The following is a 21789-nucleotide window of genomic DNA, read 5'->3' on the forward strand; positions in this document are numbered from 1 at the left end:
CGCTCGGTGGGGTTTTTGTTTGCCTCAACCGAGGTGCGACACCACGAACGCGACCCGTTCAACGGTTGGCGCTTTGGGCAGGGTGATGACCTTGTAGCCAAAGCGCGGATAAATCTTGCAGAGCCGCTCATATTCCGCGACCGCCTCGGAAAACCCATGCTGGCGCTCTGTATCCGTCACATAGATCTCAGGCCAGGGCGGCACGAGGAAAACCGGGCTGTCATAGCGGGAGCCCAACCCTTCGGCCTCGGGTGGCGTGATGTTTGTGGCATGAACAAAAGCCGCGACCGCATCCACCAAGCCGCGATCAAAGAACACGCGGCCCTCACGTGCCTGCGCCTGCTGCCAATCGGTCATCGACACATCCATTGCGTGGCGCGCGAACGCTTCCGGACCCAACGGCGTCGCAGCTCTGGCAACAATCCGACGCCCCGGTTCGGGCACGGTGGCAAAACCCAGCGCCGCCAACGCCTCCAGCAAGGTCGATTTTCCGCCGCCTGAACACCCGGATAGAACCGTGAACCGGCGCATCAGATCATTCCACGCCCAACGCCGCCCGCACGTCGGCCTTCCACCCAAGAAAGGTCTGCCCACCCGCCTGAATGACCGGCCGCTTCATCAGCGTCGGATACGCGGCCAGCAAGTCGGCGACATCGCGCGCGCGCTCAGCCACCGACATGCCGCGCCATGTAGTCGAAGCTCGGTTGACGATAGCGTCGGGAAATTCGGCAACCAAAGCGGCGATCTCTCCGGCTGATAACGGGGCCTCCCGGACATCGCGCAGGGTTGCACCCGGAAGCGATTTCAACGCCTTGCGACAGGTATCACAGCTGCGTAACCCCCAGATTTCAAACGCCATTCCCGTCTCCTCTATCGTCGCCATACCCGGATGCCCGTCATCACGATCAGCACCGCAGCCACCGCGCAAAGCGCCCAAACCAGCACCGCAAACCAACCTCGGTACGCCGCCAGGGCACCACTCGGCGGGGCCAACCATACCGCAACGATCACCACGACCGCTGTCAGCCATAACCCCGATCCGCGGAAACGTTGCGTCATGCCAAGCTCCTTCCGTCGGCAGCATAGCCACCCGTCCGCACCGCACAAGGGCGCAAAATCGGGCAATTGCATCCTGATTCACACCGGGCTAAACCGCGCGCATCCAAACAGGAGCCTGCGATGATCCTCTATCCCGCGATCGACCTGAAAGACGGCCAATGCGTGCGCTTGTTCAAGGGCGCGATGGAGCAAGCGACGGTTTTCAGCGATGACCCCGCCGCCCAGGCCCGCGCCTTTGTCGATCAAGGGGCCGAATGGCTGCATCTCGTGGATCTGAACGGCGCCTTTGCGGGCAAGCCTGTAAACGCGGCGGCGGTCGAGAGCATCCTGGCCGCGGTCCGCGTACCCTGCCAACTCGGCGGCGGCATTCGCGACATGGCCACCATCGAAGCCTGGCTCGCCAAGGGCCTGCGCCGCGTCATTCTGGGCACCGTCGCGGTTGAAAACCCGGATCTCGTGCGTGAGGCCGCCCGCGCCTTTCCCGGTCAGGTCGCCGTCGGCATCGATGCGCGCGCGGGCCGCGTCGCCACCAAGGGTTGGGCCGAAGAAACCGACGTGCAGGTCACGGATCTCGCCAAAGCCTTTGAGGATGCGGGCGTTGCCGCGATCATCTACACCGACATTGACCGCGACGGCGCCATGCAGGGGCCAAATATTGCGGCAACAGCGGCGCTGGCCCACGCCACCTCGATCCCGGTGATCGCCTCGGGTGGCGTCTCGTCGCTCCAAGATCTCCTCGCCCTGCGCGACAGCGGCGCACCCTTGGACGGCGCGATCTCAGGCCGTGCTCTCTACGACGGCAAACTCGACCTGGCCGCGGCGCTCAAAGCCCTCAAGCCCTGACCCGGTCTTTGTTCCGCCAAATATCCTCGGGAGGGTCCGGGAGGGGGTGAACCCCCTCCCGGTCCGCCGCGGTCCGAAAACCGCCGGCGCGCGGGGGGCTCGATGCCCCCCAAGCGCCGCCACCCCCAGCAACGCCACCCCCAAAACGCCACCCAAAACGCCACCCAAAACGCCACCCAAAACGCCACCCAAAACGCCACCCAAAACGCCAAAGGGCCGCCCAACCCGGGCGGCCCTTTGCCTTGCAACGCGTGACCCGTCAGGCCGCGAACAGAACCTTCGCCTCGGCCCCGTTCAGCACCGGCCGCGCCGGGGCAAACCCGTCCTTGCCCAGGTCCGGGAACAGCCCCAGCAACTCCGCGCGGGTTGCCGCGTCCAGCGCATTCAGCACCGCCGCCGCAGGTTGGAAACTCTCCGTCCAGGACCCTTCGGCGCGGATGATCTGATGCGCGTCGCACATCACATGGACATAGCTCACATCGCCGACCGCCTCTTGCGAGACCCCCGGCAAACCCAGCAGATCGGCCGCCGTGACCAGCACTTCGCGCTCGCCGAACATCAGTTCCGCGCGGGCACCCGTCACCAGCATCCGGTGGCGGGGCGAGACGATCAGATCACGCTCGGGCAGGTTCACCCCCAGCGATCCCGCCGCAATCCGCACCGGTGCCGGCCGCCGGGCAGGTCGCCAGTTCGGCCGCCGTCAGGTCACGCCGCCCGACCCAGGCCAGCGACTGATAGCCGTGGTCGCGGGTCAGCACCTTGTCACCCGGCACCAGCGTTTCCACCGCCACCTTGCCGCGCAACGTGTCGATCAGGGTCCCCGGCGTGAAGCAGATGATTTCCTCGAAATTCTCGAAATCCATCCGCGAGCCGTCGTCGAAATCAACGTAGCCCGAATAGGTAAAGGTTCCGTCACCATTGTCGATCGTGTTGGTGATCGTCACATTCGGTGGCGTCTCACCGGGCAGCGGATCGGGCAGAACCAGCGTGTCAAAACCGTCCGAGCCATTCACCGTGCCGGACGTCGAGGTCAGGATCTCGACCCGGTCATCGCCAGACCCGAGGTCCAAACGCTCGATCTCGGTAAAGTTCGCGGTCCCGCTGCCGTCGGTGATCGTCCCGGATTCGTCACCGGTATAGATCACCGAAACATCATCACTCAGCGCGCCGGCATTGAGCGTATCGCCCTCCGTTTCGCCGGTTTCACCGCCGACAATCGTATGGTTTCCGAAACCGTCAAAGATCCGGAATTCATCATCGCCCGAACCGCCATAGGCTTCGTCATTGCCGGCATCCAGCACCAGCGTATCATTGCCAAAACCCGGCTCGGCTGGGTCGGACGGATCCATCCCGCCGCGATCGCCCGGATTGAGATCCCCGACCAAGACATCATCGCCCGCGCCACCGGTGATCAGATCATCGCCCGCGCCACCAATAAGCTTGTCGTCGCCCTCGTTGCCCCAGAGCGTGTCCTGACCCTGATCGCCCCAAACGGAATCGTCGCCGATCCCACCTGCAACGGAATCATTACCCTCACCGGCAAAGAGAACATCGGCACCCTCGCCACCGTCGATGGTATCGTCTCCATAGCCGGCATAGACGGTGTCGTCGCCGCCGTTGCCAAGGATGTGCGAGCCATCGTTGGTGATCTGGTCACCATCGGCATCCGTGTAAAGGCCGCCCATCACCTCACCGGTGTCGAGGCCATCCACGATTCCCGAAGTACCTTGGGCTTCTATTTCATCTGGGTTTATCACTCTTGGCGGCATTTGCGTTTCTCCTGGCTTCCGCAACAGCGGACCATCGTTAAAATAGGACTGCGCCGCGAATACGACGCTCGATAATATTGCCTTGGATCACTCCAGCGGCGGCTGAAAGCTGCTAATGAGTCAGGGGCGGACGCGCGGCAAGCGCCACGATATGGTCACAATTCAAACACCCCGGAATACAGCTGGCAGCATTCCCCCAGACTACCCCCATAGCCTGCAACCCTTTTCAGGGCTTGGTTCACTATATCAAGTTCCGTTGGAAAACAAAAAGAAATCCGTGATCAAGATCACAATCACACGCGCAAAACAGACCGTCAGAACTCACCCTGAGCACTCCGCGTTTCCAATAAGGAAACGCAGATTGCCCGAGTTTCGCCGCATTTTCGTCGAATCCAAGCCAGTTTTCCGCCACCTTTGCATGAAATCTTAACGATTTCCGAGAACGGCGCTGTGCATTGTTCCGAAACAAGAACCAAAAGATAAAACTCCCGTGACTCTTGCAAAACGCCTGCATTCGAGCGCCCAAAGGTTCGATCACGCATCAATCCCGGCCATGCCTCGCTAATTGTTTCGACTTTGGAAACAAAAGTGATTCGCGAGTCGCAGGCGCATCTTTTCGAATGCGCCGCACCATGATCGCCCCCCGGACAGCACCAGAATGGCGCTCCCCGCGACTTCCTCGTGCCAGAAGGTGCCTGCATTTTTGCAAAACCATCCCTCTTGGTTCTGTCCAGGTCACGTGCCGCGAAACCACATTTCCGCGAACCCCAACGACTCCGATGACGCGCGGCCACTCCACATTCGATCGCGCCGTCAGGCAGCGCTGCCCCACGTTAGAGGGCAAATATTCAAGGTCCAAACCCGGTCTGGCCGGGCGGCGAGGTGCGGCATATCAAACCCGTTGATTCGGCAACCAGCACGCCCGTGATCCGCTCGCATGGCCGCGCCTTGGCTGGCGACAATCCCCGCGCAAAGCGCCGAACAGGCTGTGTTTCAGAACATCCGGAGGAAAATGGTGCCCGAGGTGAGATTCGAACTCACACACCCGCAAAGGCGGAGGATTTTGAATCCTCTGCGTCTACCGTTCCGCCACTCGGGCACAGCAGCGATTTAGCGCGGTCACGCGGCACGGTCAACGGGTGACTTTCACCGCAGACGCCTTGACGCGCTTATCGGCGTCGGGCAAGCCCTCGCCAACAGCAACAGGAACCATCATGCTCAGATCGCTCTACGATTGGACCCTCTCCTTGGCGGCACATCCTCGGGCGATGTGGGCGCTTGCCATCGTGGCGTTCATCGAGGCGTCGGTATTTCCAATTCCGCCGGATGTGTTGATGATCGCCATGATCGTCGCCATACCGACCCGCGCGTTTCGAATCGCGGCGGTCGCCACGGTGGCGTCGGTCTTGGGCGGGTTGCTGGGCTACGCCATTGGCGCCCTGGCCTTTGAGCAAATCGGCCAACCGATCCTGGCCAGCCTGGGCAAGGAAGACGCGGTCCTGGCCTTCAATGACCGGTTCAACAGCTTCGACTTCTGGCCCGTCCTCATCGCCGGCCTCACGCCCTTCCCGTATAAAGTGATCACCATCATGTCGGGCTGGACGGGCCTGCCGCTGGGCACTTTCATCATCACCTCGATCATCGCCCGCGCGGGCCGGTTCTTTTTGGTCGCCTGGCTCTTGAATCGCTACGGCGCACCGATTCGTGACTTCATCGAGCGTCGCTTGGGGTTGATGACCATCCTGTTCGTCGTTCTACTGGCGGGTGGATTTTACGCGGTGAGGTTCCTGTGAAAGACTTGTCTTTGGCGTTTTGGGCGGGTCTCGGCTCTGCGGCGATGCTGGGCGGCGCGTTTTTCTTTCAGTATGTCATGGGTCTGGCCCCGTGCGAGATGTGCATCTGGCAACGCTGGCCGCATGGCATCGCCTTTGTGCTTGGCCTGATCGCGCTGGGTCTGCCCACGGCGTGGGTCAAGGCCGCGGGCGCCGTGACGATGGCGGTGTCGACTGGTCTCGGCCTCTATCACACGGGCGTCGAGCGCCACTGGTGGGCGGGCCCGGACAGCTGTTCCGGCGGCGGCAACATCAGCAGCCTCAGCCCCGAGGATCTGCTCAATCAGATCCTCGCCGCCCCGGTCGTGCGCTGCACCGATGTCGCCTGGGAGATGTTCGGCCTGTCGATGGCCAGCTGGAACGGCATCGCCTCGCTGGGGCTCCTGGCCTTGTGGCTGATCGCGATGCGCCGCGCCTAACCCAGTGCCGGGTCGGCCGCGACACGGATCGCGGAGGTCAACGCGCCAAGGCTCTGTCGCTGCCGACCCGCTGCATCAAAATTCGCCGGGTCCAGCCAGATTTCATACGCCGATTTCAGCGCCGGCCATTCGCGGTCAATCGCCGCAAACCACGCCGTGTCACGATTGCGCCCTTTGACAATTCCGGCTTGACGAAACACACCTTCAAAGCTGAAGCCGAACCGCTGTGCGGCGCGACGTGACGGGAGGTTGGCGGCGTCGCATTTCCACTCGAACCGCCGATATCCCGCCTCAAACGCCCATTCCATCATGCGATACACCGCCTCGGTCGCCTCGCGCGTGCGCTGCAATCGAGGGGCAAAGGTCAACCAGCCCGTCTCGATACTGCCCGCGCGGGGATCAATGCGCATCAAACTCAACGTCCCGCCAAGCTGCCCATCAGCCATGCGTACGGCGAAATGCAACGGATCAAACACCAACCGCGCCGCATCCAGCCACACCCCATAACTCGCCGCATCGGCAAAGGGCCCGGTCGGCAAAATAGCGCCACATCTCCCCCGCGGCATCCTCGGCATACGCCCGGAACAGATCGTCACGGTGGCCCGGATCAAGTGGCTCCAGCGTCACATATCGCCCTTGGATCACCGCGCGTGGCGGCAATTGCGGCGGTGTCCAAGCCCCAAGATCCATACGGCCCCTCTCCCTACATCATCTTGCCGGAAATACTCACGGGGTGTCCAGAGGGGGGCGTGCCCCCCTTTGGCGAGGGGAGCGCGAGGGGGCGAGAAGCCCCCTCGCCCCCCCCCTCGAAACCTTATGCCTCGGGTGGCAACACCCGCAGCCGCAATTCGCGCAACTGCTCGTTGCTGGCGTCCGAAGGCGCGTTCATCATCAGGTCTTCGGCGCGCTGGTTCATCGGGAACATGATGACTTCGCGGATGTTGGCGGTATCGGCCAGCAGCATGACGATCCGGTCAATCCCCGCCGCACAGCCGCCGTGGGGTGGCGCGCCGTATTTGAACGCCTTGACCATGCCGCCGAACCGCTTGTCGACCTCGGACGCCGGATAGCCGGCCAGTTCAAACGCTTTATACATGATCTCGGGCTTGTGGTTGCGGATCGCGCCCGACACCAGTTCATAGCCGTTGCACGCAAGATCATACTGATAGCCCAACGCCTTCAAGGGATCACCCTGCAACGCCGCCATCCCGCCCTGCGGCATGGAGAACGGGTTGTGCGAGAAGTCGATTTTTCCGTCGTCGTCTTTTTCGTACAGCGGGAAATCGACGATCCAGGCAAAGCGGAAGGTGTCGGTTTCACTCAGGCCAAGCGCCGTGCCGATTTCGTTGCGCGCACGACCGGCGACGGCCTCGAAATTTTCTGGCTTGCCGCCCAGGAAAAAGGCGGCATCCCCCTCGCCCAGGTTCAACTGCACGCGGATCGCCTCGGTGCGCTCGGGTCCAATGTTCTTGGCCAGCGGACCGGCGGCCTCCATCGTGCCATCCTCGCCCTTGCGCCAGAAGATATACCCCATTCCCGGCAGGCCCTGCGCCTGGGCAAAGGCGTTCATCCGGTCGCAGAATTTGCGGCTGCCGCCGGTCGGCGCGGGGATAGCGCGGATCTCGGTGCCGTCTTGTTCCAGCAATTTGGCAAAGATCGCAAAGCCAGACCCACGGAAATGATCGCTGACAACCTGCATCTTGATCGGGTTGCGCAGGTCGGGCTTGTCGCTGCCATACCATGCCAGCGAATCCGCATAAGAAATCAACGGCCAGTCAGAATCGACTTTCTTGCCGCCGCCGAATTCCTCGAACACGCCCTGAATGACCGGTTGCACGGCGTTGAACACGTCCTGCTGCTCGACAAACGACATCTCGACGTCCAGCTGGTAAAAGTCGGTCGGGGAACGGTCGGCGCGCGGGTCCTCGTCGCGGAAACAGGGCGCGATCTGGAAATATTTGTCAAAGCCCGACACCATGATCAACTGCTTGAACTGCTGCGGGGCCTGCGGCAGGGCATAGAATTTGCCGGGGTGCAGACGCGAAGGCACCAGGAAATCGCGCGCGCCCTCGGGGCTGCTGGCGGTGATGATCGGCGTCTGGAATTCGTTGAAGCCCGCGTCCCACATCCGGTTGCGGATCGAGCGCACCACGTTCGAGCGCAGCATCATGTTCTCGTGCAGCGTGTCGCGGCGCAGGTCGAGGAAGCGATAGGTCAGGCGGGTTTCTTCGGGGTAATCCGGCTCGCCGAACACTGGCAGCGGCAATTCGGCGGATTCGCCCAAGACGCGCATCTCGCGGATATAGACCTCGACCTCGCCGGTCGGGATTTTGCTGTTGACCAGCGCCGCGTCGCGCGCCTTGACGGTGCCGTCGATGGAAATCACCCACTCGGCACGGACCTTTTCCAGCGCCTTGAACGCCGGGCTGTCGCTGTCGGCCAGGATCTGTGTGATGCCGTAATGGTCGCGCAGGTCGATGAACAACACGCCGCCGTGGTCTCGGACGCGGTGGACCCAGCCCGCAAGGCGAATGGTCTCGCCGACATGCGCAAGATTGAGGTCGGCGCAAGTATGGCTGCGATAAACGTGCATCACGGACTCCGTGCAGGGACAAAAGGATTTTCCCGGATACACAGGTTAGGCGGCACGAAGTCAAGCCCGCGCCCCGGTTTGCACCCTGTCTGGCCGCGATTATGCGTCGGGAAAGCCGCCCGCGCCAAAAAACACGCCGTCGTTCAGGACCTGCTGCACCACGTCCCGTTTCACCATCTTGAGATCCGCTGCAAACGCATAGGTCAGTGCCAGATCACAAAGCTGATTGATCAATCGGGGCGTGCCCTGCGTGGTCTCGTAGATCAGCTCGGCAGCTTGTCGGCTGAAAATGCCCGGATTGCCGCCCGCATGCCGAATACGCGAGGCGATATACCCCGCCGTCCCCGCCGGATCGAGGCGCGGCAGGTGATAGCTGGCCGCCACGCGTTGCGCGAATTGCACAAGATCGGGGCGACGCACGGTGGTGCGCAATTCTGGCTGCCCGACCAGCAGCAATTGCAGCACCTCGTCCCGGCCCGCATTGATGTTGGTCAGCATCCGCAGGTCTTCCAACGCGTTGCGGTTGAGGTTTTGCGCCTCGTCGATCACCAGCAGAACGCGTTTGCCTATGGCGTGTTGCGCCAGCAGAAATGTCTGGATCACCGCAAAAAGGTCGGAGCTGTCCAGATCCTTTTCAAGGTCGAGGCTCAATGCCGCACACACCCGCCGCAGCACGTCATTCACGCCGGGCCGCGCGTTCGAAATCATCCCGATGGTGACCTCATCATCCAGCCCGTCGATGAAATGATGTACCAGGGTGGTTTTCCCCGAGCCGATTTCGCCCGTCAGCAACGTGATCGGCGCGCGCGTGCTCAGGCCATAGTCGAGCATCGCATAGGCCCCGCGATGCTCAGGCGACCAGAAGATGAACTCTGGGTCTGGCGCCAGCGCAAACGGCCGCTCGCGCAGTCCGAAATGGTCCAGATAATAGCCTAGTGCCTGCGACATACTCAGCCTGTTTTGTGTCTGCTTACCCCTGCGGCGCAAAGAGGGACAGTTCTGTTCCATCAGGGATATAGGTCAACTTTGACAAGAATACCAAATTCATGCGGCGCTTTCGGGGCAGTTATGACGCAATGCGGGGCCATGATGATTCGGAATCACTCAATCCAAGCGTGCATTCTACGGCATTACGCCACCTACGGGAGTTTAATCACTTCAGAACCAACGACGCCTTTGACAGTCCACTGTTTCCCAAATCGCAACAGTCCATATCAATCCGCCTAATCTTCGCAAAATGCACTGCAAATTGACACCTATTCTTGTGTTACAAGTTTGGAAACAAACAATTTACCGTCAATTTGTCCTGAACTTTGCTCAATTTGTTTCTCTCTGGGCGCGAACAAGGCTAAAACATGGCATAAGTTTGTTCGGTACGGCACCTGGGGGGGTGTTAGCCGATCCCGGAACATCTGGGGTGCTGCTATGACTCTGCATTATCGTGCTCTCCCGGATCTGACTGGTGTCGATCTGGGTCCGCTCCCCACCATAGGTGATCTACCTGTGTGGGACCAACCGCTCCTGGTCGCCCACCCGCGTGGAGCGACCCCGATTGCGCTTGCGACACCGCCAACGGTGCTGCCGCGCCTCAAGGACCGCTATGCGCTCTTTGGCAAGCGGCTGTTCGACATCATTCTCTCGGCAACGGCCCTGATTCTGGCGGCGCCTCTCTTGGTGCTGCTGTCGGTTGCCTTGTGGCTCGAAAGCGGAAATCCGTTTTACACGCAAGAACGGCTGGGCCTGAATGGCCGCCGGTTCCGCATGTTCAAGCTGCGCTCGATGGTGCGCGGGGCCGACGCGCAACTTGAGCTGTGTTTTGATCGCGATCCCGCCCTGCGCGAAGAATGGGAAAGCACGCAGAAACTCAAGCGTGATCCCCGGATCACGCCGCTGGGGCGTCTTTTGCGCAAGACCTCGCTGGACGAACTACCGCAGATCTTCAACGTGCTGATCGGTGACATGAGCCTTGTCGGACCGCGCCCGATGTTGCCCGAGCAACTGCCGATGTACCGCAACCCGCATGCTTATCTGGGGGTGCGGCGGGAATCACCGGGCTGTGGCAGGTTACCGCCCGCAACGAGGAATCCTTTGATCTGCGGGCAATCCTGGACTTGCGCTATGTCCAGCACATCAGCCTGAAGACCGACGCAAAGATCATCGCGGCGACCTTCGGTGTCGTTTGGCGCGCGACGGGGTATTGAGGTTGCGTTCAGGCTTGCGAAGCCCCGCAAGCGCTGCCATTCCAGTGCCATGAACGCACCTCTTCGCCCACCCGCACCGCGCCATGCGCCCGTCCTGTTGTGGATCGTGGCGATCTGCGCGGGGCTGGAATTGCTTTTCACGCTGCTGGACACCCCTTTCCTGTCGCTTTCCGGGCCGCGCAACTTTGCCATCATCCACGGCGCATTCTGGCCCCGGCTGCTGGTCGATTGGTCCCCGCTTTTCCCCGGCCAGCGCGTCACCATGTTCATCACCTATGCGTTCTTGCATGGCGGCTTCATGCACATGCTGTTCAACATGTTGATGTTGTTGCACTTGGGCCGCGAAACCGTAATCCGGCTGGGGCAACGCGGCTTTCTCCTGGCGTTTGTTGTCACGTCGGCGGGCGGCGCGGGGGCCTATGCACTGCTTGCCAGCGTTGACGCGCCGATGCTGGGCGCATCGGGGGCGGTGTTTGGTCTTTTTGGCACAACGATGTACTGGGATTTTCAACGCCGGCGTGCCTTGCGTGCCAGCCTCGAACCCGTATGGCGTTTGCTGATCGGCTTGGTGGTCATGAACGTGGCGTTGTATTTCCTGGTCGGCGGGATGCTGGCATGGCAAACCCACTTGGGTGGATTTGTGACCGGCGTGGCCTTTGCCTGGATCACGACTCCGACGCTGACCCATCGCTATCGCCATCATGCGCCAAAACCGCGGCGCGCGCCAAAGCCGTGACGCGACGCGACTCTGACGTTGCAATTTGGCGCAAGATGCGTCCTACTGTCGAATATGATCAAAAAATTATCGAGAGCCTTGTGACCTCATCCTCCAGCCCGTCGGCAGCCCCGTTTGCCCCCGTCATCGAAATTCAGGGCTTGCACAAAGCCTATGGTGCGCTTGAAGTCCTCAAGGGCGTGACTGTGGTGGCGCATCCGGGGCAAGTGATCTCGCTCATCGGGTCGTCGGGTTCGGGGAAATCGACCTTGTTGCGGTGCTGCAATCTGTTGGAGGACAGCCAGCAAGGTGAGATCCTCTTTGAAGGTGAGGCCGTTCGCTGGAAAGGCACCGGGCTGAACCGGCAGCCCGCCGACCGGGCGCAGGTCGCGCGCATTCGCACGAACCTGTCGATGGTGTTCCAGAACTTCAACCTGTGGGCGCATATGACGGTGTTGCAAAATGTCATGGAAGCCCCACTGACCGCGCTGAAGCAAAAGCGCCCGGCGGTCGAGGCGCGCGCGCGTGAATTGCTGGACAAGGTGGGCATTGGCGACAAGGCCGACGTCTACCCGGCGCAAATGTCAGGCGGTCAACAACAGCGCGCCGCCATCGCTCGCGCCCTGTGCATGGAGCCACGCGCGATCTTGTTCGATGAACCCACCTCAGCGCTGGACCCAGAGCTGGAGCAAGAGGTGGTGCGCGTCATCAAGGCGCTGGCCGATGAGGGCCGGACAATGATAATCGTCACGCATGACATGCGCATGGCGGCGGATGTCTCGGACCATGTCATCTTCCTGCATCAAGGTCTGATCGAGGAACAGGGCCCGCCAGACGACCTCTTTGGCGCACCGAAGTCCGAGCGCCTTCAACAATTCCTCAGCGCCACGCAATCGGCCTGAGGCGACGACCCGGACGATTGCCTCAACGATCGTTCGTAACTTTTTCAGGCGTGGCCGTGCGTTGCAAACGCGTCCTACGCCGCAAACATTCAGGTGTCCTATGCGTGATTGGCTGCGCCATCACCCGACCGTCAAGACCATCCGTGTTGCCGCCGCTGACCTGAACGGTCAGGCCCGTGGCAAGCGTATTCCCGTGCGTTTTGCGGATAAAGTGGTCAAGGAAGGCACGCGCTTTCCATATTCCGTCATGAACCTCGATATCTGGGGCGAAGACATCGAGGACAGCCCACTGGTCTTTGCCTCGGGCGATGCCGATGGCGTGCTGAAGCCCACGGATCGCGGGTTTCTGCCGATGCCGTGGCTCGAGGCGCCAACCGCGCTGTTGCCGCTGTGGATGTTCCACGACGATGGCACCCCGTTCGATGGCGACCCGCGTCACGCGCTGGCCAGTGTGGTCAAGCGCTTCCATGATCGCGGGCTGTATCCGGTCTGCGCGACCGAGCTGGAGTTTTATCTGATCGACGATTTCGGGCCGCGAATTTCGCGTGCCGCCGTCGCCCCGCTCGGGCAAACGCCGTCCGGGTGCCGATACCCTGGCGCTGGGGGCGTTGGATGCCTTCGACCGGTTCTTCACCGAGTTGTATGACGCCTGCGAAGCCATGGACATCGACGCCGACACGGCAATCTCCGAAGCCGGGATCGGCCAGTTCGAGATCAACCTGCTGCATTCCGACAACGTGCTGAAAATCGCCGACGACACCTGGCTGTTCAAGCTTCTGGTGCGCGGGATTGCCCGCAAACACGGATTTGCCGCCAGCTTCATGGCGAAACCGTATGACTCGTGGCCCGGCAACGGGATGCACATGCATTTCTCGATGAATGATGCCGACGGCGACAACATGTTCAATGACGGCTCGGCCGAAGGATCACCGCTCATGCTGAACGCGGTCGCGGGCTGCATACGGGCCATGCCCGGCTCCATGCTGTTGCTGGCCCCCCATGCCAACAGCTACGAACGGTTCGTGCCCGGCAACCATGCGCCCAGCGGCATCAGCTGGGCCTATGAAAACCGCACCTCGGCGCTGCGCATCCCGTCGGGCAACCGCCGCGCGCGCCGTATCGAACACCGCGTCGCAGGCGGCGATATCAACCCCTATCTGATGATGGCGGGCGTGCTGGGATCGGCGCTGCTGGGCATCGAAGACGGGCTGACCCCGCCGCCGCCAGTCACCGGCAACGCCTATGCGCTCGATCTGCCGCAACTGCCGATCACCTGGCCCGATGCGGTGACCGCATTCGAGACAAGCCCGGATATGGCGCGCATTTTCTCCAAACGCCTGATTGAGAACCTCGTCCGCACCAAGCGTCAGGAAATCCGCTACATGGAGGAACTGGAGCCGGAAGAAGTGCTCGATCTTTATCTCGATACCGTTTGAGGCAAACATGAAAATCGGCATTCTACAGACCGGCTACGCTCCCGACGCTCTGATTGAGGCGGGCGACTACCCGGATATGTTCGAAACCTTGCTGGCTGGGCATGGTTTCACGTTTGAAACCTACCGCGTGGTTGACATGGAGTTCCCAAAGTCGCCGCGCGACTGCGACGGCTATGTGATCACCGGCTCGAAACATGGCGTCTACGAGGATCATCCGTTCATTGCGCCGCTGGAACAGTTTATCCGCGACGCTTTTGACGCCGATGTTCCGGTGGCGGGCATCTGCTTTGGCCATCAGATCATGGCTCAGGCGCTTGGCGGCAAGGTCGAGAAATTCGCGGGCGGTTGGTCGGTTGGGCCAACCGAATACAAGTTTGGCGACGATACCGTGCGGCTGAATGCCTGGCATCAGGATCAGGTCGTCACGCCCCCCCCGGGCGCGACCACCATCGCCTCGACTTCGTTTTGCGAACATGCCGCGCTGGCCTATGGCAACAAGGGCTGGTCCGTGCAGCCGCACCCCGAATTCGCCAACCCATTTGTCGAGAAGTTGATCGAACAACGCGGGCGTGGCGTCGTCCCGGACCCGCTGCTCGACAAGGCGCTCGCGCAGATCGAACAGCCCGTCGATGGCAAGCGCATCGCCGACCAAATCGCATCCTTCCTGAAAGCGGCCCATGCCAACGCCTGACGACCATACAAAGGGGTCTCCCCATGAGTAATACCTGGTTAAGCAAAATTCCGGACTCTGCCCGCGACTATATCGCCGGGCGACGGCTGGACGAAATTGAGTGCATCCTGCCCGATATCGCGGGCGTGGCGCGCGGCAAGGCGATGCCCGCGTTCAAGTTTGACAAACAGACGCATTTCTACCTGCCAACCTCGATTTTCCTGCAAACGATCACCGGCGAATGGGCAAACGCCCCCGGCGGCGAGGAAGAATACAAAGAGCCGGACATGACGCTGGTGCCCGACCTCTCGACCGCGACGGCCGCCCCCTGGACCGCCGATATCACGCTGCAAATCATCCATGACGCGCTGAACCAAAAGGGCGAGCCGCACCCGACCGCACCGCGCAACGTGTTGAAACGGGTGCTGGATCTCTACGCCGCCGAAGGGTTGAAACCCGTTGTCGCGCCGGAAATGGAGTTCTACTTTGTCGCCCGCAACATCGACCCCAACCAGCCGATCCAGCCGCCGATGGGGCGCTCGGGCCGGGTTGCGGCCGCGAAACAGGCATATTCCATGTCGGCGGTCGATGAATACGGCAAGGTGATCGACGATATCTATGATTTCGCCGAGGCGATGGGTCTGGAAATCGACGGCATCCTGCAAGAGGGTGGCGCGGGTCAGGTGGAAATCAACCTCGCGCATGGCGACCCGGTGGATCTGGCCGACCACATCTTTTTCTTCAAGCGGATGATCCGCGAGGCGGCGCTGCGCCATGATTGTTACGCCACCTTCATGGCCAAACCGATCGAGGGTGAGCCGGGGTCGGCGATGCATATCCACCACTCGATCGTGGATATCAAAACCGGCAAGAACATCTTCTCGGACGCCAATGGCGAAGAAACCCCTGCCTTTTTGCATTTCATCGCGGGGATGCAAAACCACCTGCCGGGCGCGGTTGCCCTGCTGGCCCCCTATGTGAACAGCTACCGGCGCTATGTCCCTGATTTTGCAGCGCCCATCAATCTGGAATGGGGTCGCGACAACCGCACCACCGGGCTGCGCATTCCCATCTCGGGCCCCGAAGCGCGCCGCGTTGAAAACCGTCTGGCGGGGATGGATTGCAACCCCTATCTGGGCTTTGCCGCGTCGCTGGCCTGCGGGTTGCTGGGCTTGAAAGAGCAAAAAAACCCGCGTCCGGAATGCCAGATCAACGCCTATATGGGCGAGGACGAACTGCCGTTGACGCTGGGTGCGGCCATCGACGCCTTCGAAGAGGATCAAGCGCTGATTGATGTTCTGGGCGCCGATTTCGCAGCGCTCTATGCCGCCGTGAAACGCCATGAATACACCGAGTTTCAAGCGGTTATCAGCCCGTGGGAGCGCGAGCACCTGTTGATGAACGTCTGAGCAGACGGGGCTCAGGCACGGGTTTGCACCGTGATCCGAGCCTCGGCGGCGTGCAAATCCCCGTCCAGACGATCCACCCGCAACAGTGCCAACCCCTGCCCGTCGGCTTGTGTATAAAGCGTGCCGACCTCTTTGCCATCGGCATTGAGCACCGCCGTTCCGGGCGGCACCGGCGACGACACAGACACCTGCATCAAGCCGCGCCGCAGCTCGGTCTTGTGGTGCATCCGCGCCGTGACCTCTTGGCCGACGTAGCACCCTTTGCGGAAATCGACGCCGTTCAGACGCTCGAAATCCAGCTCCAGAATAAAGCTGCTGCCCGGTTGCAACTCGGCCCCGGATTCGGGAACGCAGGCCGCCACCCGAACCGCCGCCCAGTCAATTGATGCGCCTTGCGTCACGGCCACGCCGTAAAGCCGCCAGCCCAGCGCAGGGTCGCGCGGATCGGCCAGTGCCCCCTCGGGCGCCGGGCCAAGACCGCAAGTGATCGGCATGTCCTCGCGCGCGATCACCACCTTGGAGCGCAGCTTGAACATGGTGAGCCGTTGCAACAGGCCGTCGGCAAGTGCCTCGGCCACATCGACCAGAACCGCATCATCCGCCTTGACCATCAGGAAATCGGCAATCAATTTCCCCTGCGGCGTCAACATCGCACCGTAAGCGATGCCGTCGCGGATCACCCGGTCGATATCTTGCGTGACCTGCCCTTGCAGGAACGCCAGACGGTCCTCGCCCGTAACGCGCAAAACCGCACGTCCCGGCATCGGCGCACAGCGGGTTTCGGGGGAAAGAACGGTGTCTGACATAATGGCCTCCATGCCCTTCGATATAGGCCGCACGCAGCGGTTTGCACAGTCCCCGGCGCGCATTCATCGCGACTGATTGACGCGCAGTTTTCCCGCGCATAAGGTTTTTTCAAATCTGCACATGTTCAGGAGTTACCCCATGTCGCTCGCCAACGGCCGCCGGTATCTGGCGATCCCCGGTCCCTCGGTCATGCCCGACCGCGTGCTGAACGCCATGCACCAGGCCGCGCCGAATATCTACGAGGGCAACTTGCTGGACGTGACCGCCAGCCTCTGGCCAGACCTCAAGGCGATTGCCGGAACGCAGCACAATGCGGCGATCTATATCGGCAACGGCCACGCCGCATGGGAAGCCGCAAACACCAACGTGTTTCGCCGGGACGATACGGCGATTGTCCTGACGACGGGTCGGTTCGGGCATGGCTGGGCCGAGCACGCCCGGCAGTTGGGCGTACGCGTGGTGATCACCGATTTCGGCAAATCCGCCCCCATCGACATGGCCCGCGCCGAGCAAGCCCTGCGCGCCGAACCCAACGCGCGCGCCGTCCTGATCACCCATGTCGATACCGCCTCCAGTGCCAAGAACGACGTTCTCGCGCTGCGCCGCTTGATGGATGATCTGGGGCATCCGGGCTTGCTCATGGTGGATTGCATCGCCTCCTTTGCCTGCGACGAATTCCACATGGATGACTGGGGCGTCGATGTCATGGTTGCCGCCAGCCAAAAAGGGTTGATGACCCCGCCGGGCCTGGGGCTGGTGTTTTTCTCGGACAAGGCGCGCGACGTCTCGAAATCCGCCGATATGCGCACCCCCTATTGGGATTGGTTGCCGCGCGTCGATGCCAATCATTTCTATATGCATTTCTATGGCACCGCGCCGACCCACCATCTGCTCGGGTTGCGGGCCGCCGTCAGCATGATCATGGACGAGGGCATCGAGGCCGTCTGGAATCGGCACGCCAGACTTGCCCGCGCGGTTTGGTCGGCGGGCGAGGCTTGGGGCCAGGAGGGGGCGTTTGCGCTGAACATGAAGGACCCGGCGCATCGCGGGCATTCGGTCACCGCGATGCGCCTGTCAGGTCAGGACGGCACGCGGTTGCGGCAGTGGTGCGAGCATGAAGCAGGCGTCACGCTGGGCGTAGGCCTGGGCATGGCCGAGCCGGATTCGCCCGAGGCCGGGGCATTTTTCCGCTTGGCGCATATGGGTCATGTGAACGCACATATGACGCTGGGCGCGCTGGCCGTGATGGACACGGCGATGAAAGCCCTCAACATCCCGCACGGGTCCGGTGCGCTTGACGCCGCGGCACGCTCACTTGCCGGCAATTGAGCGCCGCGCGACACCCCGTCAAACGCAGCCCCCGAAGCACCAGATTTGACCATGCCAAACTGACGTGCGCGCCTCTGTCACCGCCCTGCCCTTTTGGCTGTTTCTGGCCTGCGCCCTGTTTGCATTTGTGGTGGGCGGAACACGATCTGCCTCTGCTGGGGTCAATGATCCCGGTGTTTCACGATCCACGCTCCGGGCGGGGCTGGTGGCAGGGAGATTTCTGAACGCCTGAGCGCCCCCGAAATCCCGCGAATGGACCACCTGACCCCTTGCTCCTGTGGTCTGTCCGGCTATCCTGCCCGCTGAACTGACAAGAGGATACCCAATGCGCGCGTTCGGACAATCGCAGGGCGTCAAGCGCCACGAAGACCTCCGCTTTCTGACCGGCGCTGGGCGCTATATCGCGGATGAACTGCCCGAAAATGCGCTGCATGCCGTGTTCCTGCGCGCGCCGGTTGCGCATGCCACGCTGACCGGCCTCGACATTGCCGAGGCACAGGAGATGCCCGGTGTCGTCGGCATTTTCACCGCCGAGCATCTGACTGCCGCCCAGGTCACCACGCCGATGTGGTCTGTCCCGGCGCGCGATCAACGCGGCAAGAAAGGCGCCACGCCCAATCGTTTCGCGCTGGCCGATGCAACGATCCGCTATGTCGGCGAACCAATGGCCCTGATCGTCGCCGAGACCCGCGCTCAGGCCCTCGATGCCGCCGAGGCTATTGTCATGGATTACGACGAACTGCCGCCGTCGATGGACTTGGCGGTCGGCGGCCCTTCGCTCCACGCCGATGCGCCGGGCAATCTGGCCTATGACTGGATGCTGGGCGACGAGGAGGCGGTCACCGCAGCCTTTGCCAAAGCCGCCCATGTCACCACCTTGACGGTGCGCCAGAACCGGGTTGCGGTGGCCAGCCTTGAACCGCGCGCGGCCTATGCCGAGTGGGACGGCAAGCGCCTGCATTTCGCCTTCAACAGCCAAGGCGTGTGGCACGCCAAACGCGAGTTGGCCCGCACGCTGAACCTTGCCGAGGACGATGTGCGCGTGACGACCCCCGACGTGGGCGGCGGGTTCGGCATGAAAAGCATGAACTACCCCGAGCATTTTGCCGTGGCCCATGCCGCGCGCGCGCTCAATCGCCCGGTCGGATGGGTGTCAGATCGTGGCGAGGCGATGCAATCCGACACCGCCGCGCGCGATCTGACCAGCACCGCCGAACTGGCCTTTGACGCCGACAATCGCCTGCTGGCCTACCGGGTGAACACGCTGTCAAACCTTGGGGCCTACAATTCGCAGTTTGCCCAGCAAATCCAGTCCGAACTGTTCTCCAAGGTGTTGACCGGCGTTTACGACATCCCCTGCGCCCTGCTGCATGTCAAAGGCATCTACACAAACACCACCCCGGTTGACGCCTATCGCGGTGCCGGTCGGCCCGAGGCGATCACCTTGCTGGAACGCACAATGGATATGGCGGCGCGCGAACTGGGTGTCTCGCCTTTCGATCTGCGCACCAGAAATTTCATTCCGCCCGCCAGCTTCCCCTACACGACGCCCTCGAAAGTCACCTATGACGTCGGCGATTTCGCGCGGGTTCAAACGCGTGCGCAAGAGTTGGGCGATGTGGCCGGGTTTGCCGCACGCAAGGCCCAAAGCGCGGCCAAGGGTCTGCTGCGCGGTTTGGGATATGCCTATTATATTGAATCCATTCTGGGCGAGGACGAAGAAGGCGCGGGCATCGACTTTTCCGAGGATGGGCGCGTCACCTTGTTGGTTGGCACACAATCCAACGGTCAGGGCCATGAAACCGTGTATACGCAATACCTTGCCGACCTGACCGGCCTGCCGTTCGACGCCATCGACGTGGTACAGGGCGACAGCGACCGCATCGCGCGCGGTGGCGGAACGGGCGGCTCGCGGTCGGTCACCGTGCAAACCTTTGCCACCCACGCCACCGCCGCGCAGATGGTCGCGGATTTCGCCACCTTCCTCGAGGCCGAGATCGACGCCGCCCCCTTTGTCTTTGAGGACGGCATCTTTTCCGCCCCCGGCTCGAACCAACGGCTGACCTTGCTCGAGGCCGCCGATCTGGCCCGCGCGCGCCGCCGCACCGACCTGCTGACCCACCACAAACGCGCCAAGCTGCCGGCCCGCTCGTTTCCCAATGGCGCGCATCTGTGCGAGATCGAGATCGACCCCGAAACCGGCGCACTGACCCTTGATCGCTACTTGGCGGTGGATGATTTCGGTACGCTTTTGCACCCGACGCTGGCCGAGGGTCAGGTCCACGGCGGCGTCGCGCAGGGATATGGTCAGGCGGTGATCGAGGACACGGTGTACGACGCCGACGGCCAGCTTTTGACCGGCAGTTTCATGGATTACGCCATGCCGCGCGCCTCGGATGTGCCGATGGTCCGTTTTTTCAGCGAGCCGACACCGTCGAAAAACAACCCGATCGGCATGAAGGGCTGCGGCGAGGCGGGAACCGTGGGGTCGCTGGCGGCGATCAGCAACGCCGCGCTTGATGCGCTGTGGGATCGCGGCGTGCGCCACATCGACATGCCGCTGACCCCGCAACGCATCTGGTCCTGGCTGAACGAGGCCGCGCAATGACCGGCCCCCGCTATACCCGGCTGATCGACAGCTTGCCCGCGACCGTGCCTTTTGTCGGCCCCGAAACCCTGGAACGCCGACGCGGCGCACCCTACGAGGCCCGCCTGGGGGCCAATGAAAACGGCTTTGGCCCCTCGCCCCGCGCCATCGCGGCGATGGAGGCTGCGGCCCCCGATCAATGGAAATACGCCGACCCCGAAAGCCATCGGCTGCGCGCGGTGATTGCTGCACGCCTTGGCATCACGCCCGACCATATCGTCGTCGGCGAAGGGATCGACGGCTTGCTGGGCTATCTCGTGCGGCTGGTGGTGGATCAGGGCGACCCGGTCGTGACCTCGGACGGGGCCTATCCGACGTTCAATTTCCACGTCGCGGGCTATGGCGGTGTGCTGCACAAAGTGCCGTATCTGGGCGACCACGAGGACCCCGCCGCGCTGATTCAGAAGGCGCGCGAGGTGGGTGCAAAGCTGATCTATATCGCCAACCCCGACAACCCGATGGGCAGTTGGCACAAGGCCGATGTGATCGCGGAAATGATCGCCCAAGTCCCCGACGGTACGCTGTTGGTGCTTGACGAGGCCTATGTCGAATTCGCCCCTGACGGCACCGCGCCACCGATTGACGCCGATGATCCGCGCGTCATTCGGATGCGCACGTTCTCCAAGGGTTACGGGTTGGCGGGCGCGCGGGTCGGCTATGCCATCGCCGCCCCCGCGCTGATTGCCGCCTTCGACAAGGTGCGCAACCATTTCGGCATGAACCGTGCCGCGCAAATCGCCGCCGTCGCCGCATTCCAGGACACTGAATATCTGGCGAAAACCGTGGCGCAAGTCGCCGCGGCGCGCAAACGCTTGGCCGAGATCGCCGTCGATAACGGCTTGCGGGCGCTGTCCTCGGCCACAAATTTCGTGACCATTGATTGCGGCGCGGACGGCGATTTCGCGCGGCACGTCCTCGCGGGGATCGTCAAGCGCGGCGTGTTCATCCGAATGCCCTTTGTCGCGCCGCATGACCGCTGCATTCGCGTCAGTGTCGGCCCGGACATCGAACTCGACGCCTTCGCCAAAGCCTTGCCCGAGGCGCTGGCAGACGCGCGCGCCGAAACTTTCGCCGGGTGAAACCGCATAAAACGGAGGCCCCTGTGCCCGAACAATACGTCGCCCAAACGCCACAAGACCTGCCCGACCTGCAAACCCT

General features: G+C 62.3%; 21 protein-coding genes, 1 tRNA gene and 1 pseudogene. 13 read left to right on the forward strand and 10 right to left on the reverse strand.

Annotation, left to right across the window (positions count from 1 at the left end; all coding sequences use genetic code 11):
• Nucleotides 1–24: 24 nt before the first annotated feature.
• From VDQ28_RS21140 to VDQ28_RS21150, 3 genes are read right to left on the reverse strand one after another with little or no spacing between them, the layout of a single operon-like run.
• Nucleotides 25–531 carry an AAA family ATPase gene (locus VDQ28_RS21140; protein ID WP_323037809.1) on the reverse strand — a complete coding sequence of 169 codons (507 nt, stop codon included), beginning with the start codon at nt 529–531 and terminating at the stop codon, nt 25–27.
• 4 nt (nt 532–535) lie between these two features.
• A complete protein-coding gene (locus VDQ28_RS21145) occupies nt 536–859 on the reverse strand; it encodes an arsenate reductase family protein (RefSeq protein ID WP_323037810.1) in 324 nt (107 codons plus the stop codon).
• A gap of 11 nt (nt 860–870) precedes the next feature.
• Nucleotides 871–1059 (reverse strand): hypothetical protein, encoded by a 189-nt coding sequence (locus VDQ28_RS21150; RefSeq protein ID WP_323037811.1) that lies wholly within the window; start codon nt 1057–1059, stop codon nt 871–873.
• 120 nt (nt 1060–1179) lie between these two features.
• Here VDQ28_RS21150 and hisA point away from each other — a divergent pair, with 120 nt between their 5' ends.
• The gene (gene hisA / locus VDQ28_RS21155) at nt 1180–1902 is read left to right on the forward strand and encodes a 1-(5-phosphoribosyl)-5-[(5-phosphoribosylamino)methylideneamino]imidazole-4-carboxamide isomerase (protein ID WP_323037812.1); all 723 of its coding nucleotides are present in this window, start codon (nt 1180–1182) and stop codon (nt 1900–1902) included.
• Between the two features lie 259 nt (nt 1903–2161).
• Here the strand turns inward: hisA and VDQ28_RS21160 are convergent, their stop codons facing one another.
• The 3 genes from VDQ28_RS21160 to VDQ28_RS21170 all read right to left on the reverse strand — a co-directional run bounded on the left by VDQ28_RS21160 (nt 2162) and on the right by VDQ28_RS21170 (nt 4770).
• On the reverse strand, nt 2162–2536 hold the full coding sequence (locus VDQ28_RS21160; RefSeq protein ID WP_323035893.1) for a Hint domain-containing protein: 375 nt from the start codon (nt 2534–2536) through the stop codon (nt 2162–2164).
• Nucleotides 2517–3671: a Hint domain-containing protein gene (locus VDQ28_RS21165; RefSeq protein ID WP_323037813.1), complete on the reverse strand. Its 1155-nt coding sequence runs from the start codon at nt 3669–3671 to the stop codon at nt 2517–2519. The genes VDQ28_RS21160 and VDQ28_RS21165 overlap by 20 nt, the downstream gene beginning before the upstream one ends.
• A 1013-nt stretch (nt 3672–4684) precedes the next feature.
• Nucleotides 4685–4770: transfer RNA gene (locus VDQ28_RS21170), tRNA-Leu, on the reverse strand.
• Between the two features lie 115 nt (nt 4771–4885).
• On the opposite strand from VDQ28_RS21170, the gene VDQ28_RS21175 reads away from it, so the two are divergent.
• Together VDQ28_RS21175 and VDQ28_RS21180 are read left to right on the forward strand one after the other, a co-directional pair.
• Nucleotides 4886–5464 (forward strand): YqaA family protein, encoded by a 579-nt coding sequence (locus VDQ28_RS21175; protein ID WP_323037814.1) that lies wholly within the window; start codon nt 4886–4888, stop codon nt 5462–5464.
• The gene (locus tag VDQ28_RS21180; protein WP_323037815.1) at nt 5461–5922 is read left to right on the forward strand and encodes a disulfide bond formation protein B; all 462 of its coding nucleotides are present in this window, start codon (nt 5461–5463) and stop codon (nt 5920–5922) included. Before VDQ28_RS21175 ends, VDQ28_RS21180 begins: the two co-directional genes overlap by 4 nt.
• Here the strand turns inward: VDQ28_RS21180 and VDQ28_RS21185 are convergent.
• The 3 genes from VDQ28_RS21185 to VDQ28_RS21195 form a co-directional block, all read right to left on the reverse strand.
• On the reverse strand, nt 5919–6461 hold the full coding sequence (locus tag VDQ28_RS21185; RefSeq protein WP_323037816.1) for a GNAT family protein: 543 nt from the start codon (nt 6459–6461) through the stop codon (nt 5919–5921). The two genes, VDQ28_RS21180 and VDQ28_RS21185, sit on opposite strands and share 4 nt — an antisense overlap.
• Nucleotides 6462–6736: 275 nt before the next feature.
• Nucleotides 6737–8515, reverse strand: a complete 1779-nt coding sequence (aspS, locus tag VDQ28_RS21190) for an aspartate--tRNA ligase (RefSeq protein ID WP_323037817.1) — start codon at nt 8513–8515, stop codon at nt 6737–6739.
• A 99-nt stretch (nt 8516–8614) separates the two neighbouring features.
• Nucleotides 8615–9463: an ExeA family protein gene (locus VDQ28_RS21195; RefSeq protein WP_323037818.1), complete on the reverse strand. Its 849-nt coding sequence runs from the start codon at nt 9461–9463 to the stop codon at nt 8615–8617.
• Nucleotides 9464–9940: 477 nt separating this feature from the next.
• Here VDQ28_RS21195 and VDQ28_RS21200 point away from each other — a divergent pair, with 477 nt between their 5' ends.
• The 7 genes and pseudogenes from VDQ28_RS21200 (at nt 9941) to VDQ28_RS21230 (ending at nt 15848) form a co-directional block, all read left to right on the forward strand.
• Nucleotides 9941–10654, forward strand: coding sequence for a sugar transferase (locus VDQ28_RS21200; protein WP_323037819.1), 714 nt, complete (start codon nt 9941–9943; stop codon nt 10652–10654).
• A complete protein-coding gene (locus VDQ28_RS21205) occupies nt 10609–10716 on the forward strand; it encodes a hypothetical protein (RefSeq protein WP_323038174.1) in 108 nt (35 codons plus the stop codon). The genes VDQ28_RS21200 and VDQ28_RS21205 overlap by 46 nt, the downstream gene beginning before the upstream one ends.
• Before the next feature lie 49 nt (nt 10717–10765).
• Nucleotides 10766–11452, forward strand: a complete 687-nt coding sequence (locus VDQ28_RS21210; protein ID WP_323037820.1) for a rhomboid family intramembrane serine protease — start codon at nt 10766–10768, stop codon at nt 11450–11452.
• Between the two features lie 80 nt (nt 11453–11532).
• On the forward strand, nt 11533–12333 hold the full coding sequence (locus VDQ28_RS21215) for an ABC transporter ATP-binding protein (RefSeq protein WP_323037821.1): 801 nt from the start codon (nt 11533–11535) through the stop codon (nt 12331–12333).
• Nucleotides 12334–12433: 100 nt separating this feature from the next.
• Nucleotides 12434–13769: pseudogene (locus VDQ28_RS21220) on the forward strand (glutamine synthetase family protein).
• A 7-nt stretch (nt 13770–13776) separates the two neighbouring features.
• Nucleotides 13777–14460 carry a type 1 glutamine amidotransferase gene (locus VDQ28_RS21225; RefSeq protein WP_323037822.1) on the forward strand — a complete coding sequence of 228 codons (684 nt, stop codon included), beginning with the start codon at nt 13777–13779 and terminating at the stop codon, nt 14458–14460.
• Between the two features lie 23 nt (nt 14461–14483).
• Nucleotides 14484–15848: a glutamine synthetase family protein gene (locus VDQ28_RS21230; protein WP_323037823.1), complete on the forward strand. Its 1365-nt coding sequence runs from the start codon at nt 14484–14486 to the stop codon at nt 15846–15848.
• A gap of 11 nt (nt 15849–15859) precedes the next feature.
• On the opposite strand, the gene VDQ28_RS21235 is transcribed toward VDQ28_RS21230, so the two are convergent.
• Nucleotides 15860–16654: a folate-binding protein gene (locus VDQ28_RS21235; protein ID WP_323037824.1), complete on the reverse strand. Its 795-nt coding sequence runs from the start codon at nt 16652–16654 to the stop codon at nt 15860–15862.
• Between the two features lie 139 nt (nt 16655–16793).
• Between VDQ28_RS21235 and VDQ28_RS21240 the strand changes: the two genes are divergently transcribed.
• The 3 genes from VDQ28_RS21240 to VDQ28_RS21250 all read left to right on the forward strand — a co-directional run bounded on the left by VDQ28_RS21240 (nt 16794) and on the right by VDQ28_RS21250 (nt 21710).
• Nucleotides 16794–17984, forward strand: coding sequence for a pyridoxal-phosphate-dependent aminotransferase family protein (locus VDQ28_RS21240; RefSeq protein WP_323037825.1), 1191 nt, complete (start codon nt 16794–16796; stop codon nt 17982–17984).
• Between the two features lie 325 nt (nt 17985–18309).
• Entirely contained in the window at nt 18310–20592 is a 2283-nt protein-coding gene (locus VDQ28_RS21245) for a xanthine dehydrogenase family protein molybdopterin-binding subunit (RefSeq protein ID WP_323037826.1), read from the forward strand.
• Nucleotides 20589–21710 (forward strand): pyridoxal phosphate-dependent aminotransferase, encoded by a 1122-nt coding sequence (locus VDQ28_RS21250; protein ID WP_323037827.1) that lies wholly within the window; start codon nt 20589–20591, stop codon nt 21708–21710. Before VDQ28_RS21245 ends, VDQ28_RS21250 begins: the two co-directional genes overlap by 4 nt.
• The last annotated feature ends 79 nt before the right edge of the window (nt 21711–21789 follow it).

This window comes from Pararhodobacter sp. (genome assembly GCF_034676545.1).
Classification (GTDB): Bacteria; Pseudomonadota; Alphaproteobacteria; order Rhodobacterales; family Rhodobacteraceae; genus Pararhodobacter.